The 15,904-nt window shown below is 65.5% G+C and carries 11 protein-coding genes; 7 read left to right on the top strand and 4 right to left on the bottom strand.

Annotation, left to right across the window (positions count from 1 at the left end; all coding sequences use genetic code 11):
• Positions 1-29: 29 nt before the first annotated feature.
• The 6 genes from JOH52_RS06110 to actR all read left to right on the top strand — a co-directional run bounded on the left by JOH52_RS06110 (position 30) and on the right by actR (position 8,327).
• Positions 30-1,256 carry an ABC transporter substrate-binding protein gene (locus tag JOH52_RS06110; protein WP_003531965.1) on the top strand — a complete coding sequence of 409 codons (1,227 nt, stop codon included), beginning with the start codon at positions 30-32 and terminating at the stop codon, positions 1,254-1,256.
• Positions 1,240-2,928: an ABC transporter permease gene (locus tag JOH52_RS06115; RefSeq protein ID WP_010968332.1), complete on the top strand. Its 1,689-nt coding sequence runs from the start codon at positions 1,240-1,242 to the stop codon at positions 2,926-2,928. Before JOH52_RS06110 ends, JOH52_RS06115 begins: the two co-directional genes overlap by 17 nt.
• Positions 2,929-3,612 carry an ATP-binding cassette domain-containing protein gene (locus JOH52_RS06120; protein WP_010968331.1) on the top strand — a complete coding sequence of 228 codons (684 nt, stop codon included), beginning with the start codon at positions 2,929-2,931 and terminating at the stop codon, positions 3,610-3,612. It begins immediately after the preceding gene.
• Positions 3,612-6,074 carry an ATP-dependent helicase HrpB gene (hrpB, locus tag JOH52_RS06125; RefSeq protein WP_010968330.1) on the top strand — a complete coding sequence of 821 codons (2,463 nt, stop codon included), beginning with the start codon at positions 3,612-3,614 and terminating at the stop codon, positions 6,072-6,074. Before JOH52_RS06120 ends, hrpB begins: the two co-directional genes overlap by 1 nt.
• Before the next feature lie 180 nt (positions 6,075-6,254).
• Complete coding sequence (locus JOH52_RS06130) at positions 6,255-7,556, top strand: ActS/PrrB/RegB family redox-sensitive histidine kinase (protein WP_010968329.1); 1,302 nt, start codon at positions 6,255-6,257, stop codon at positions 7,554-7,556.
• Between the two features lie 186 nt (positions 7,557-7,742).
• Complete coding sequence (gene actR, locus JOH52_RS06135) at positions 7,743-8,327, top strand: global response regulator transcription factor ActR (RefSeq protein ID WP_010968328.1); 585 nt, start codon at positions 7,743-7,745, stop codon at positions 8,325-8,327.
• A gap of 14 nt (positions 8,328-8,341) precedes the next feature.
• Here the strand turns inward: actR and JOH52_RS06140 are convergent, their stop codons facing one another.
• Complete coding sequence (locus JOH52_RS06140) at positions 8,342-8,866, bottom strand: MmcB family DNA repair protein (protein WP_010968327.1); 525 nt, start codon at positions 8,864-8,866, stop codon at positions 8,342-8,344.
• Between the two features lie 225 nt (positions 8,867-9,091).
• Between JOH52_RS06140 and JOH52_RS06145 the strand changes: the two genes are divergently transcribed.
• A complete protein-coding gene (locus JOH52_RS06145; protein ID WP_003531973.1) occupies positions 9,092-9,766 on the top strand; it encodes a L,D-transpeptidase in 675 nt (224 codons plus the stop codon).
• A gap of 205 nt (positions 9,767-9,971) precedes the next feature.
• Here the strand turns inward: JOH52_RS06145 and JOH52_RS06150 are convergent, their stop codons facing one another.
• The 3 genes from JOH52_RS06150 to JOH52_RS06160 form a co-directional block, all read right to left on the bottom strand.
• Positions 9,972-12,143, bottom strand: a complete 2,172-nt coding sequence (locus JOH52_RS06150) for a malate synthase G (RefSeq protein WP_013844962.1) — start codon at positions 12,141-12,143, stop codon at positions 9,972-9,974.
• Positions 12,144-12,303: 160 nt separating this feature from the next.
• A complete protein-coding gene (locus JOH52_RS06155) occupies positions 12,304-14,310 on the bottom strand; it encodes a hydantoinase/oxoprolinase N-terminal domain-containing protein (protein ID WP_013844961.1) in 2,007 nt (668 codons plus the stop codon).
• A gap of 130 nt (positions 14,311-14,440) precedes the next feature.
• A complete protein-coding gene (locus JOH52_RS06160; protein ID WP_010968323.1) occupies positions 14,441-15,841 on the bottom strand; it encodes a cytochrome P450 in 1,401 nt (466 codons plus the stop codon).
• Between the last annotated feature and the right edge of the window lie 63 nt (positions 15,842-15,904).

Genomic DNA, 15,904 nt, shown 5'->3' on the forward strand with positions numbered 1-15,904 from the left:
ACGGCATGTGGCGGGGGTAGAGGAGCGTCATGATCAGGCGGGCAGGGAAGATCATCGCCGCAGCGCTGCTGGCGCTCGGCCTTGCCGGCAGGGCGTCCGCCACGGACGCTGGGAACTGGGAGGCGGTCGCCGCGGAGGCGAGCGGCCAGACGGTCTATTTCAACGCCTGGGGCGGCTCCGAGAACGTCAATGCCTATATCAGATGGGCCGGCGATGAAATGAAGGCGCGCTACGGCGTCACCGTCGTCCATGTGAAGCTCGACGACACCGCTAAGGCGACCGCGACCGTGCTCGCGGAAAAATCCGCAGGAAAGGACGAGGGCGGATCGGTCGATCTCGTGTGGATCAACGGCGAGAACTTCGCCGCGATGAAACGCCAAGGGCTGCTTTACGCGCCCGGCTGGGCGACGAAACTGCCGAACTGGCGCTATGTCGACCACGAAAACATGCCGACTGTGCTGACCGATTTCACCATCCCCACCGACGGACTGGAGAGCCCCTGGGGCGGCGCCAAGCTCGTGTTCTTCTACGACTCGGCGCGCATGAAGGCGAGCGAGCTGCCCGATTCCGCGGCGGATCTCCTGGAATGGGCCGCGGCCAATCCCGGGCGCTTCTCCTACCCGCAGCCGCCGGACTTCACCGGCTCTTCCTTCCTGAAGCAGGTGCTGATCGAGCTCGTAGACGACAGGGCCAAGCTGCAGAAACCCGTCGACGAAACCACTTTCGCGACCGACGCCGCGCCCTTGTTTGCCTATCTCGACAGGCTGACGCCGCTCCTGTGGCGGAAAGGCAAGGCTTACCCGCAGAACTACGCGGACATGAAGCAGAAGCTCGCCGACGGCGAACTCGACATCATCTTCGCCTTCAACCCCGCGGAAGCCTCCTCCGCGATCGCCAATGGCGAGCTGCCGGAGACGGTCCGCTCCTTCGCCTTTTCCGGCGGCACGCTCGGCAATACCCATTTCGTCGCCATTCCCTACAACGCAACGGCAAAGGCCGGCGCGCTTCTGCTTGCCGATTTCCTCCTCACGCCCGAGGCGCAGCTTCGCAAGCAGGATCCGAAGATCTGGGGCGACCCGACCGTGCTTTCTCCTGCAAAACTTCCGGCAGCCGACCGGTCCGCTTTCGAGCGCCTGGACCTCGGCATTGCAACGCTCCGCCCCGGCGAACTCGGTCCCGCGCTCGACGAACCGCACCCGGACTGGATGATACGGATCGAAACCGAATGGATCCGTCGTTATGGCGCAGCCAACTAGGCTCGGCGGAAACGCCCTCCTTGCCCTCATTCTGGGGCTTCCCATCCTTGCCGGGCTTGCAGGCACGATCCTGCCGGCCTTCGGCTACCTGCCGGCGCTCGGCGGCTTTCGCGTCACGCTTGCCCATTTCGCCGAACTCGCCGGCCAGCCGCACATCCTTCGCTCGGTCCTGACCGGCCTCGCTGCGGGATTGCTGACGACGGTCGCAGCGACAGCGGTCGTCGGCACATTCGTCGCGGGCTTCGCCGGCACGCCGACTTTCGCCCGCATCCAGCATCTCGTCTCTCCCCTGCTTGCCGTTCCGCATGCCGCCGCCGCCTTTGCGTTGGCTTTCCTCGTCGCCCCGTCGGGCTTCCTGCTCCGGCTGATCTCGCCGGAGGTGACGGGCTTCACGCGGCCGCCGGACTGGCTTCTTCCCAACGACCCTTTCGCGCTGACGATGATTGCCGGGCTCATCGCCAAGGAGGTGCCGTTTCTCTTCCTGGTGACGCTTGCCGCCCTGCCGCAGCTTGCCGTCACGAGAGCCTCGCGCCTTGCGGCGGCGCTCGGCTACGGGCGCGTCGCGGGCTTCGCCGTCTGCCTTTGGCCGGCCCTCTACCGCCAGATCCGCCTGTCGGTCTTCGCGGTGCTCGTCTATTCGGTATCCGTCGTGGACGTCGCCATGATTCTCGGGCCGAAGCTGCCACCAACATTGCCGGTGCGAGTAACCCAATGGGCCGGAGATGACGACCTCGGCGCGCGATTTCTCGCATCGGCGGGCGCTTTCCTGCAGCTTGGGGTCGTCGTCGCTGCAATGGCCATCTGGATCGCGCTCGAACGGATCGGGAAAGCCGTTCTCGCGCGCCTGACCTTTTCGGGACGGCGCTTTGCGCGGGACGGCGCGGTTCGCGCCGCGGGCGCCCTCGCCATGACCACCTGTACGGTCACCATTTTCGCGGGGCTCAGCCTGCTTTCGATCTGGTCGGTTGCGGGCCTCTGGCCATTTCCCGACGCGTTGCCCGGAAGTCTCACGCCCAATACCTGGATGCGCATATTGCCTCAACTCTGGGCGCCGCTTGGCACCACGGTCGCGCTCGCTCTTTCGGCGTCATCGCTGGCGCTCGTATTTACGATCCTCCTGCTCTACCGCAACGGCATCGCCAGCTCACGGAAGAATGCAGGCGGCTACCGGCTGCTGTACCTCCCCTTGCTCGTCCCGGAGATCAGCTTCATCTTCGGGCTGCAGGTCCTGATGCTCTCGGCGGGGCTCACGCCGGGCTTCGCGAGCGTGCTGGCGGTCCATTTCGTTTTCGTGCTCCCTTACGTGGTTCTGTCACTGTCGGCCCCCTGGCGCGAGGTCGACCCGCGCTTCGAAAAAATCGCCGCCGGCTTCGGCAAGCCGGCGTTGGAAATCCTGTTCGCGGTCCGGCTGCCATTGCTCTTTCGTGCCTGCCTCACCGCGCTCGCGGTCGGTTTCGCGGTGTCGATCAGCCTCTATCTTCCGACGCTCCTCATCGGGTCCGGGCGGCTGACGACGATCACGACCGAGGCCGTCGCACTCTCGTCGGGCGGCGACCGGCGGGTCATCGGCATCTACGCCCTCGTTCAGGGGCTCCTGCCCTTCCTCGCATTTCTCGTTGCGTCGCTCGGCCCGCAGTTGCTATTCCGCAACCGGCGGGCAATGAGGACGTGAATGCAGGAAAACGCCGGGTCAAAATCCCCGATCAAGACAGGATGCCTGACGCTCTCGGAGGTGACGATCGGTCTGGGCGGCCGGGCCCTGCTCGCCATATCGGCGACCATCGCGCCGGGCGAGGTGCTGACGATCATGGGGCCGTCCGGCTCCGGCAAGTCGACCCTGCTGGCCTTTGCGGGAGGCTTTCTCGATCCGGCATTCGATGTGAGCGGCCGCATCCTGATCGACGGCAAGGACCTGACGGCGGTTCCCGCCAACCGGCGCCACGCGGGCATCCTGTTTCAGGATCCGCTGCTCTTTCCCCATCTATCGGTCGGCGGCAACATCGTCTTCGCCATAGCGCCCGATGTCAAAGGACGGGGCGCACGCCGCCGGCTGGCCGATGCAGCCCTCGACGAGGTGGGCCTTGCCGGCTTCTTCGACCGCGACCCGGACACGCTCTCCGGCGGCCAGAAGGCGCGCGTGGCACTGCAAAGGGTGCTCGTTTCAGCGCCACGATTCCTGCTTCTCGACGAACCCTTCTCCAATCTCGACGCGGCGCTCAGGCAGCAGACGCGCGAGCTCGTCTTTTCCAAGGCGAGGGCGGCCGGGCTGCCGACCATCCTCGTGACCCACGACAGTGCCGACGCGGAAGCCGCCGGCGGCCGCGTGATCGAAATCGGAATGGAGGAGCAGGCGTGATGCGCGCGCTGCCTGCCCTGCCCATCCGCGAAATCCTGCCCGGCCTTGGCGACGCGCTCGCTTCGGCGGGATCGGTCGTGCTGTCGGCTCCTCCCGGCGCCGGCAAGACGACGCTGGTGCCGCTTTTCCTGCTCGACCAGCCCTGGCGCGGCGACGGCAAGATCATTCTGCTCGAACCGCGGCGGCTCGCCGCGCGGGCCGCGGCCGGACGCATGGCCGAACTTCTGGGGGAGAAGGTCGGCGAAACCGTCGGCTATCGGATGCGGCTCGACAACCGCGTATCGGGCAAAACCCGGATCGAGGTGGTAACGGAGGGCGTCTTCAGCCGGATGATCCTCGACGATCCCGAATTGTCCGGCGTTTCGGCTGTCCTGTTCGACGAGTTCCACGAGCGTTCGCTGGATGCGGATTTCGGACTGGCGCTGGCGCTGGACGTGCAATCGGCACTTCGCGAGGACCTCAGGATCGTCGTCATGTCGGCGACGCTCGACGTCGAGCGCATCGCCGGACTCGTCGGCGATGCGCCGGTCCTGAAAAGCGAGGGCCGGAGCTTCCCGATCGACATACGCTACGAAAACAGAGCGGCCGGTGAAAGCGTCGAGGACGCGATGGTCCGGACGATTGCCGAGGCGCACCGGTCCGAGAAAGGTTCCATCCTCGCCTTCCTGCCGGGGCAGGCGGAAATCGCCCGCACCGCCGCGCGTCTCGCGGATCGCTTCGGGGAGGCGACCGCAATCGTGCCGCTCTACGGCAATCTGAGCCAGAAGGAACAGGATGCGGCGATCCGACCGGCACCGAAAGGCACGCGCAAGATCGTGCTGGCGACCTCGATCGCCGAAACCTCGATCACCATCGACGGCGTCAGGATCGTCGTCGACAGCGGTTTGCAGCGGCTGCCGGTATTCGAGGCCTCGACGGGCATAACGCGGCTCGAAACCGTGCGCGTTTCCAGAGCCTCGGCCGATCAGCGCGCCGGGCGCGCCGGAAGAACCGAGCCGGGTATCGCGATCCGCCTGTGGCATTCCGGCCAGACGGCGGCGCTCGCCGCTTTCACGCCGCCGCAGATCCTTGCCAGCGATCTCTCCGGCCTGCTCCTCGATCTTGCCCATTGGGGTGTGGCCGATCCGTCGACGCTGAGATTCCTCGACCCGCCGCCGGAGACGACCCTGCGCGAGGCGCGAGGCCTGCTCCTCGAGCTCGGCGCCATCGACAGCCGCGGCGCGCTGACGCCGAGAGGCCGCAGGATCCGCGATCTGGCGCTGCCGGTGCGGCTTGCGGCAATGGCGGTTGCAGCCGCCGAGGAAGGGCGGGCGCAGGAGGCCTGCCTCCTCGCGGTGATGCTCACCGAGCAGGGCCTCGGCGGCAACGGCATCGATATCGAGGAGCGGCTGCGCCGGTTCCGGAGCGAGCGCAGCGACCGGGCGAAAGCTGCCCGCGGTCTGGCGCGGCGAATGGCCGCCGAACTCGGCGCCTCAAAGAACGCGGGTCCGAAGCCCGTTTTGCCTGGAGCCCTGCTGATGCACGCCTTTCCCGACCGCATCGCGCTGCAGCGCGGCGGGCGCGGCCGCTTCGTCATGGCGAACGGACGCGGCGCCGAGATACCCGAGACCGAACGGCTTGCTGCGGCCGGAATGCTCGTCATTGCCGATCTTACCGGCAGAGCCGGCGCACAGCGGGTGCTCGCAGCCGCGGAGATAGACCGGTCGGATGTCGAGGGGCACATGCCGGAAGCCATCGTCACCGAGGAGCAGAGCTTCTTCGATCGGGCGAGCCGGCAGGTGCGTGCCCGCCGGGTGACACGGCTCGGGGCGATCATCTTCGAGGAGAAACCCCTGCCTCGTCCCAGCGGCGAGGCGGCGGCGCGGGCACTCGCGGACGGTATCCGGCAGTTGGGGCTCGCCGCTGTCCCGTTCCCGAAGGACGTGGAGCAACTGCGCGACCGCATCGGCTTCCTGCACCGCTCCATCGGCGAGCCCTGGCCGGACATGTCGGATACGGGTCTGATCTCCCGTCTCGACGAATGGTTCGTTCCTTTCCAGGGAGGCGCCGGCGGCATCGACGGGATCAAGGGCCGCGATCTCGCCGAAGGCCTCATGTCGCTCGTTCCATACGAGCTTCAGCGCGACCTCGCCCGGCTGGCCCCGACGCATTTCGAAGCGCCGACGGGCCAGCGTCATCCGATCCATTACGACGGCGACGAACCGCTCCTGTCGATCCGCGTTCAGGAGCTCTTCGGTCTGAAAACGCATCCCGCGATCGGCGACGGTCGACTGCCGCTGCTTCTCGAGCTGATTTCCCCCGGCCACCGCCCGATCCAGACGACACGGGACCTGCCCGGCTTCTGGGCGGGTTCGTGGAAGGACGTGAGAGCCGAGATGCGCGGCCGCTATCCGAAACATCCCTGGCCGGAGGACCCCGCCAATGCGATGCCGACGACGCGCGCGAAACCGCGCGGGACTTAGAGCGGGGTGGGATGAAGTGTACTCGTTTCCCGCTCGCATTCCGCTCCAACGTGGCCGGATGCGGCTCTACGGCGCACCGCGGTTGGGCGCCGTTTCATATTTGCCGGGTTCGGCATAAAGTCCGGTAAGATGAAATGACGCCCGGTCGCGCATGCGACCCGCATCGCGAAACGGAAACGCATGGCAGCTGCGACACTCTATAACGATCTGAACAGCAACCGCAGTCTGAGGCTGCAGACGCTCGTGCGGCTGCGCTGGCTGGCGGTGGGTGGACAATCGCTCGCCGTTATCGTCACGGCGCTGTGGCTGCAGTTCCCGCTGCCGGTCGTTCCCTGCTCCGTATTGATCGCCTGCCTGGCGCTTCTCAACGTCTTTCTCACGCTCCGCTTTCCGCCGACGCAGCGGCTGACGCCGCCGGCCGCCTTCACCCTGCTCGGCATCGACCTTGCGCAACTGACTGCGTTGCTCTTCATCACCGGCGGCCTTGCCAATCCCTTCGCACCGCTTCTCTGCGTGCCGGTCATCATATCGTCGGCCTCGCAGCCGAAGCCGCAGAGCATCGTGCTGGCCGGCCTCGCCGTCCTGGGCGTCACCGCCCTTGCCTTCTCGCCCTTCCCGCTGCCCTGGTATCCGGGCACCCTTCTGTTGATGCCGCGCGTGCTGACGGCCGGCATCTGGTTCGCGATCGTCTCGATGACGGCTTTCGCAGCCTTCTACACCTATCGCGTCTCGCTCGAGGCAAGCGAGCTTTCCGAAGCGCTGACGGCGACCGAGCTCGTGCTCCAGCGCGAGAAGCACCTGTCGCAGCTCGACGGTCTCGCGGCCGCCGCCGCCCACGAACTCGGAACGCCGCTCGCGACGATCAGCGTCGTCGCCAAGGAGATGGAACGGGAGCTCGGCGACGATCCGCGTTTCGGCGAGGACGTCCATCTTCTGCGCAGCCAGAGCGAACGCTGCCGCGACATTCTGAGGCGGCTGACCACCCTTTCGTCCGAAAGCGAGGAACATATGCGGCTTCTGCCGCTCTCATCGCTGATCGAGGAGGTAATGGCGCCACATCGCGAATTCGGCATAGAAATCGAGCTGAAGGAGCAGGGCGATCGCGCCTCGGAACCGGTCGGCATCCGCAATGCCGGCATTCTCTACGGCCTGGGCAATCTACTGGAGAACGCGGTCGACTATGCGCGCAAGAAGGTGACCGTCACGACGGAGCACACGGCCGAGCGCGTGCGGGTGACTATCGAAGACGACGGCGACGGTTTTTCGCCGGACATCCTGGCGCGGATCGGCGAACCCTATGTGACGCGGCGGCAGAAGGACGACAGCGCCGGCGGCCTCGGCCTCGGCCTCTTCATCGCCAAGACGCTGCTCGAGCGTTCAGGCGCCCGGCTGCGCTTCGAGAACGGCGGCTCGAAACACCCGGGCGCCCGGGTCAGCGTCGAATGGCCGCGCGTGCTGATGGACACGAAACTGGCGAAATGACTTTTGGCGGTTTATTGAAGACAGGTGCGGGGAAACCCACATGATTGCCAGAAAAACCACGGGTTTATGCCTACCGCATGTTTCCTTTGATCCTGTCCGGTGAAAGGATGGAACATGCAGCACTTGAAGGGTTACAGCGGCCTTTGCGCGTCCGGTGAGACGCATGGCGCTGTAGGGATTTGAGAAATGATCGAAAAGTCGATGCCTGCGCAAAACACTCACGCCGCGGATGCGGACCTGATCGGGCCTGACAAGAGCCTTCTGATCGTCGATGACGACACGGCCTTTCTGCGGCGCCTCGCCCGCGCCATGGAAGCGCGCGGCTTCGCGGTCGAGATCGCCGAATCGGTCGCCGAAGGCATAGCCAAGGCGAAGACCCGCCCGCCGAAACATGCAGTCATCGATCTCCGCCTGAGCGACGGCAGCGGTCTCGACGTGATCGAGGCGATCCGCGGGCGCCGCGACGACACACGCATGATCGTTCTGACGGGCTATGGAAACATCGCGACCGCGGTCAACGCCGTGAAGCTCGGAGCGCTCGACTATCTGGCCAAGCCCGCGGACGCCGACGACATTCTCGCGGCGCTGATTCAGCGCCCGGGCGAGCGGGTCGAGCCTCCGGAAAACCCGATGTCGGCCGACCGCGTACGGTGGGAGCATATTCAGCGCGTCTATGAAATGTGCGAGCGCAATGTTTCGGAAACCGCGCGCCGGCTCAACATGCACCGACGGACCCTGCAGCGCATTCTGGCGAAACGGGCGCCGAAATAACTCGCGCCGCCTTTCTAATCCCGCTCGCCGCTGACGATGTCGCTGATCGACTGGCCGAGCTCGCCGTTTCGCTCGGCTGCCCATTCGGCGAGCGTCAGGCGCTGCGCCGCCGTGCGGGCGAAGGCCTGCGTCACCGATTTTCGCGTGCTCGGCGGCAGGCGGTGTTCCGATGCCTCGCGCAGCATATGCGCGCCGTAGCCGTCGGAAAGCATCAGCCCGCATTCTTCCGGAAAGATGTCGAGCGGCACCTGCGCATGGGTTGCGAAGAACAGGCGGTCGCAGTGAAGCCGGTATTCCGGCCACTTGCGGTCGACGCGGAAGTCCTCGATCGAGGTCTTGATCTCGATGATCCAGATTTCGCCCTTGGGCGAGAGCGAGATGAGATCGGCCCGCCGGCCGCTCGCAAGCGTCAGTTCGGGCAGAGCCGCGTGGCGCAGTTCCATCAGCAGCCGCTGAACGCCGCGGCGTACCTTCATCGCCCGCTCTGACTGGCGTCCGTCTGCGAGCGGATTATCGCCATGGATAGATAAGATCGTCATTGCCGCCCTCGGAAAGTGCTACGGCGACCTTTGCGCGTCTGACGGGACGCGCGGCGCTGCAGGGTGGTTTGTTGCAAAAAAGCAATCGTCACGGAATTTACACCTTTCGGCCACATTGCGGGGGGCCGGTCCCTTGCGCACTGCGGTGCAATAGAAAATAAGCTGGTGCCGCTGACGGCCGGACACCCTCCCCCGTATTTTCCTGACCTCTTTTACGAGACCATCATGCGCTTCCGCAACGCTCTCCTTCTGTGCAGCCTGGCGGCCACCGTTGCCCTCGCCGGCTGCTCACAGACCACGACCACGGCCGGCTCCTCTCCCGAGGGCGAGAAAGTGGCGACGAACCAGATATTCTCCAGCAATTATGGCCCTGTTGAGGACCACGGGTATGCGGTGCCGGGCGTTCCGATCAACCGCGTAGACCAGCGTTTCCACCGGCAGATCGTCGACTACCCGACGAAGGAACGCCCGGGAACGATCGTCGTCAACACGCCGAGCCGCTTCCTCTATTACGTGCTGCCCGGCGGCAAGGCCGTACGTTACGGGATCGGCGTCGGCAAGCAGGGTTTCGCGTGGGAAGGCGAGGCCTATGTCGCCTGGAAGCAGGAATGGCCGACCTGGCACCCGCCGAAGGAAATGGCCGAGCGCAAGCCGGAAGTCGCCAGATATGTCGAGGCCGGCATGGGCCCGGGCATCAGCAATCCGCTCGGCGCACGCGCTCTCTACCTCTTCAACAAGGAAGGCCGGGACACGCTCTTCCGCCTGCACGGCACGCCGGAATGGTCGTCGATCGGCACCGCAGCCTCGTCCGGCTGCATCCGCCTGATGAACCAAGATATCATGGATCTCTATTCGCGGGTCCGCCCCGGCCGCAACGCACGCGTCGTCGTGCAGCAGTAGCGGCTGCAACACATCGAAAAAGGCCGCCCGGTGATGCCGGGTGGCCCTTTCTTTTTGCCGTAGCGGGGTGATTGCGCTCAACTCGATAAGTTAGTGCGTCCCTTTGGACGCACGGCGCGCCTTGTTGATCCCCTCATTCCTGTGCTTGTCACAGGAATGAGGAAATCAAACAAGCGACGGCGGGTGGCCCGAACCTCAACAGGCCTTATGCCCCCTGCTTCGCCTTCAGCTCCAGCCGGCGGCGGTGCAGGACCGGCTCGGTATAGCCGTTCGGCTGCTCGCGGCCCTTGAGCACGAGATCCAGCGCCGCCTGAAAGGCGATCGACTCCTCGAAGCGGCCGGCCATCGGCTGATAGTTCGGATCGCCGGCGTTCTGCCCGTCGACGATCGCCGCCATGCGCTGCATGGTTTCGACGATCTGCGCTTCGCTGACGATGCCGTGATGCAGCCAGTTCGCCATATGCTGCGCCGAGATGCGCAGCGTCGCGCGGTCCTCCATCAGGCCGACATTGTTGATGTCGGGCACCTTGGAGCAGCCGACGCCCTGGTCGACCCAGCGCACGACATAACCGAGAATGCCCTGCGCATTGTTGTCGAGTTCGCGCTGGATTTCCTCCTCGGTCCAGTTCGGCCGTGCGGCGACCGGCACGGAGAGGATATCGGCGAGCTTCGCGCGGGTGCGGCTCTTGAGGCTCGCCTGGACTTCGGCGACGTTGACGCGGTGATAGTGGGTCGCGTGCAGAGTCGCGGCCGTCGGCGACGGTACCCAGGCCGTGTTCGCGCCCGCCTTCGGATGGACGATCTTCTGCTCCAGCATCGCCGCCATCAGGTCCGGCATCGCCCACATGCCCTTGCCGATCTGGGCGTGGCCGGAAAGCCCGCATTCAAGACCGACATCGACGTTCCAGTTCTCATAGGCCGATATCCACGGCGCCTGCTTCATGTCGCCCTTGCGGATCATCGGTCCGGCTTCCATCGAAGTGTGGATTTCGTCGCCGGTGCGGTCGAGGAAGCCGGTATTGATGAAGACGACCCGTTCGCGGGCGGCGCGGATGCATTCCTTGAGGTTGACGGTCGTCCGCCGCTCCTCGTCCATGATTCCCATCTTCATCGCGTTGGCCGGAAGCCCGAGCGCCGCCTCTACGCGGGCGAATATCTCGCAGGCGAAGGCGACTTCCTCCGGCCCATGCATTTTCGGCTTGACCACATACATGGAGCCGCTGCGGGAATTCGCCCGCCGACCGTTCCGGCCGATGTCGTGGAGTGCGATCAACGCCGTCACCATGGCGTCCATCAGGCCTTCCGGCACCTCTTCGCCGTCCCGGTCGAGGACCGCGGGGTTGGTCATCAGGTGGCCGACATTGCGCACCAGCATCAGCGACCGCCCCGGCAGTGTCAGCGTCGCACCGTCCGGAGCCGTATAGGCCCTATCGGGGTTGAGCCTCCGGGTGAACGCCCTGCCGCCCTTGGTCACCTCCTCCTCGAGATCGCCTTTCATCAGCCCGAGCCAGTTGCGGTAGACGAGCACCTTGTCCTCGGCATCGACGGCCGCGACCGAATCCTCGCAATCCATGATCGTGGTGATCGCCGATTCCAAAACGACGTCGGAAATGCCGGCGGCGTCGGCCTTGCCGATCGGTGTCGTCGCGTCGAGGACGATGACGATGTGAAGGCCGTTCCGACGCAGAACGATCTCGGACGGCGCCGCGGGGTCACCGGCATAGCCGGCGAACTGAACGGAATTGCGCGGCGCGCTCTTCGTGCCGTCGGCAAGCGTTACGGTTAGCGTCGCTCCCTCGACCGAGAACGATTTGGCATCGCTCCAGCGGCCGGCCGCCAGCGGGGCGCTCGCGTCGAGAAATTCTCGCGCCCAGGCGATGACCTTGGCACCGCGCTTCGGATTGTATCCCTTGCCGCGCTCGGCCCCGTCGGTCTCGGCTATCGCATCGGTGCCGTAAAGGGCGTCGTAGAGCGATCCCCAGCGGGCATTGGCGGCATTGAGCGCATAGCGGGCGTTCATCACCGGCACGACAAGCTGCGGCCCGGCGATCGTCGCGATCTCGGAATCGACATTTGCGGTCGAGACGTAAAAATCGGGACCTTCGGGCAGGAGGTAGCCGATCTCCCGCAGGAAGGCTTCATAGGCTTCCATGTCGACCGGGGCACCATGCTCGCGATACCAGCCGTCGAGCCTGGCCTGCAGCTCGTCGCGCTTGACGAGAAGGGCCCGGTTCTTCGGTCCGAGATCGTGAACGAGATCAGAGAAGGCGGAAAAGAACCGATCCGCGTCGACGCCGGTGCCCGGCATCGCCTCTTCGACCAGAAAGCGGTGGAGCCCCGCATCGATCTGCAATCCATATTTCTCAACGCGGTCCATGCCACAGCTCCTGAATTCAGTATTACTATTGCAATAGATAGAAGCGGTGCCCGGAAGGAAAAGCGCCTTGGCCCCGCTTACATGCGCGGACACTCTCTCATCAAACCATTCCCTGTCAATTCCGCAAGGATGCGAAGAATTGTTTCCGGAATGGAAAAGATCAAAACGCGTGATGCGCTATACGGGGCCGGCCGCTTGCCGAGGCGATGAAGCGTGCCTCGATCAGCTTGCGGCTGCCTTCGACTTCCGGCGCGTCGATCTCTTCCCGAAGCACCGCGGCCGGTTCTTCTGCACCGTTGGCGCGGGCGCTCTCCAGCGCCATCGTTTCGGCGCGCCGGCGGGCGACGCCGAAGGCCTCCTGCTGATCGACGAAGCGCTCGCTCGCGCCCGCACCGTTGACGATGAAAATGCCTTCTTCCGGCGTCGTCACGAAGACTGTGACTGTTGCCCGAACCTGACCGACAACCGCTCCGACGGCGTTTGCCACATCTGCCTCCTCCGGGATCGCGGCCTCGGTGGAAAGCATTTCGGCGATGGCGGGGTAATAGACCGGCGCCGAGGCGCCGAGGCCGACAAGCGGCCGGTCGAGGCTGATCGAAAAGCGCACGATGCCCGGTTCCCGTTTCAGCGCCCGGTCGACGGCAAGCGAGGCGGTGGGGTCGATGGCGGCGCTGTCCTCGCTGAGACAGGCCTGCAGGATGGCTTCCGAGGATTGCCGCGTCAGCCGGTCGACGATCATCTGCGCGAGAGCCTCGACGGAGGCGGCGATAGGCTGTCCCGAGCCGTCCTTGGTGCGGGCGGCGATCTCGAGGCCCAGGCGTGCGGCCTCGCCGTTCCACTGCGCCTGCCGACCGAGAACATGCATCGCGTCCGAGGGGGTGAGCCCGCAGATATGCACCAGCCCGCGCGCCACGAGCCGGTCGAGCGTCGCCTTCTGCGGCGTGCTGACGAGAAGGTCCGCAAGCGCCACCGGCGCCATGCCGATGCGGCCGTAGAGTGCCTGCTCCTGCGGCTGAAGCCCGCTCGCCAGATGGTCGGGCAAGCCGGTGCGGACCGCCAGGCGGCCATCGTGACGGCCGGCATGGGGCGCCCGCAACTGCTTTTCGAGCACCGACAGGACCGCGTCGCCATGCAGCGCCGCGGCGAGGCTCAGGGGCAGGAACCGGCGCGGCCCCAGATCGAGCCTGGCCTTGAGACCGCGATCGTTGATCTTTACCTCGGAGTCGCCGCCGAGGCCGTAGGTGCGCATGGCGACCGCCTCGACCATGGTACGAAAGCCTCCGACGACCGCGCCCTCGGCATCGAGCCGCGGGCGGCCTTTTTCGAGTACGGCTACGTCGGTCGTCGTGCCGCCGATATCGGAGACGATCGCGTTGTCCAAGCCGGTCAGATAGCGAGCGCCGACGAGGCTCGCGGCCGGTCCGGAGAGGATCGTCTCGATCGGGCGCAGCCGCGCTTCGGCGGCCGAGATCAGGGCACCGTCGCCGCGCACCACCATCATCGGCACGTCGATGCCGCGGGCCTTGAGGAAATCCTCGCAGGAACCGATCAGCCGGTCGATCATCGAGACGAGGCGCGCATTCAGAAGCGTCGTCAGCGCCCGGCGCGGGCCGCCGAGCTTGGAGGAAAGCTCATGGCTGCAGGTGACCGGCAGGTGCGAGACCTCGCGGATGCGATCGCGCACGCGCTTCTCGTGGTCCGGGTTGCGCACGGCGAAATAACCGGCGATCGCGAAGGACGACACCTGGGAGCTGAGGTCCGGAAGCGTTTCGTCGAGCGCACTCATGTCGAGCGGCGTTTCGCCGCCATGGACGTTGTGGCCGCCGGGAAGGAAAAGAACGGGATCGGACCCGAGCGCTTCCTGAAGACCGTCGCGCTTCAGGTCTTCCGGACCGAAGCCGATCATGATCAGGCCAGCACGGCCGCCCTGGCCTTCGACCAGCGCATTGGTGGCAAGCGTCGTCGAGAGCGACACGAGGCTGATCGCCGAAACCGGTACCCTCGCCTTCGCGAGCACCGTTTCCACGGCGCCTGAAACGCCCTCGGCCAGATCGTGACGGGTCGTCAGCGCCTTGGCCTTGGCGACGACGCCGGTCGCTTCGCTGAAGAGGACGGCGTCGGTATAGGTGCCGCCGGTGTCGATGCCGAGGAGAAGATGCGGGGTCAATTTCTGCTCAGTCCAATGGTGAGGGGTCCGGAAGGGTCTGTCCGGTGATAGGACATATTTTTAGAAAAAACCATCGCGCGACAGCGACGTTTCCGTGTCTGATGGCGGGCGTATCCCGCCAACCGGAGACCTACTTGACCCTTGCCGACACCTTCATCGGCAAGCCGCCCCTCGGCTGCGTCGTCAGCCTTTGCACAGGCCAGGGATGCGTCTCGTCCGTCAGATCGAAGCGGAAGCGGTGCATGAGCACGGCAAGCGCGATCACCGCCTCCTGCAGCGCGAAGGTCGCGCCGATGCAGACGCGCGGGCCGGCGCCGAAGGGCAGGTACTGGAAGCGGTTTATCTTGTCCCGGTTTTCCGGAAGGAAGCGCTCCGGCATGAAGGCGCGGGGTTTCTGCCAGTAGAGCGCGTGCCGGTGGAGCGTCCAGGGCATGACCAGCACCGATATTCCCTTGCGGATCGGCACGCGCTCGCCTTCCGGGGATGTCCACGCATCCTCCTCGATCGCGGCCCGGTTGATGGATGGCGCCGGCGGATAGAGCCTCAACGCCTCCTCGAAGGCGGCAAGCACATGCGGCATGCGCCCGAGCCAGTCGACCGGATCGGCGCCGCTTGCAAGAACCGAATCGATCTCCTGCTCCATCGTCTCGCGGTAGGCGGGCGTATTGGCGACGCAATAGAAGCACCAGGCGAGCGCCCGTGCGGTCGTCTCGTGGCCGGCGCCGATGAAGGTGAGAATATTGTCCTCGATCTCGGAGGTCGAAAGTCCATCCGGACCTTCCAGCTGCAGAAGCAGGGTCAGGAAGTCGTTCGGGACGTCGCCGGGCGCTTCCGTCGTCCGTCGCCGGCGCAGAGACATCGTCTCGGAAACGACGCCGCGAAAACGGTCGAGCACCTTCCGGCCGCCGATGCGGGTCAGCCGCGGAACCCAGCTCGGCGCAACCAGGAGGTCCATCGGATCGACGCGCCCCATTCGATGCAGCAATTCCTCGACATTGGCGGCGAAGCCCTGCTTTTCGACGGCGATTTCGCCGGAAAAGAGCGTCTCGGCCAGGATCTCGAAGGTGAGTTCCGTCATGTCCACGGCGACATTGGTGACGAAGGGCTCCGATGAAGCGCCCGCGTAGCGGTCAACGAAGGCCTCGCAAACGCGAAGCATCTGGCCGGCAAAGCCTTGTGCGTGCCTTGGCGTGAAAACCGGCGCCATCGCCTTGCGCGACCGTTTCCAGACCTCGCCTTCCGCCGTCAGGAGGCCGTCGCGCAGGATCGGGCGCAGGATCAGCCGCCGAACATTCGACATTTCGTAGTTGGCGGCGTTCTCGACGAGGATGTAGCGGATGAGGCCTGGATCGTTGACGATAAGCGTCCGCTGATTGATGAACTTCGTCTCGATCCAGGGAAGCGTGTATGAAGGCTCGCCCCAGAGCTCGAGCGGGTTTCGCAGAACCGTGCGGATGATCTCGAGCCGCGAGGGAATGCCGGTGCGCGGCACGGGCGCGGGCGGCTCGAACGGCTCCGGTCGCGTATCCATGTGAATGCCTTCCTAGAGCACTTCCAGGAAAAGTGTGCAGCGGTTTTCCGTCCGGAATGTGGA

Origin of the sequence: Sinorhizobium meliloti (assembly GCF_017876815.1) — a bacterium.
In the GTDB taxonomy this organism is placed as follows: Bacteria; Pseudomonadota; Alphaproteobacteria; order Rhizobiales; family Rhizobiaceae; genus Sinorhizobium; species Sinorhizobium meliloti.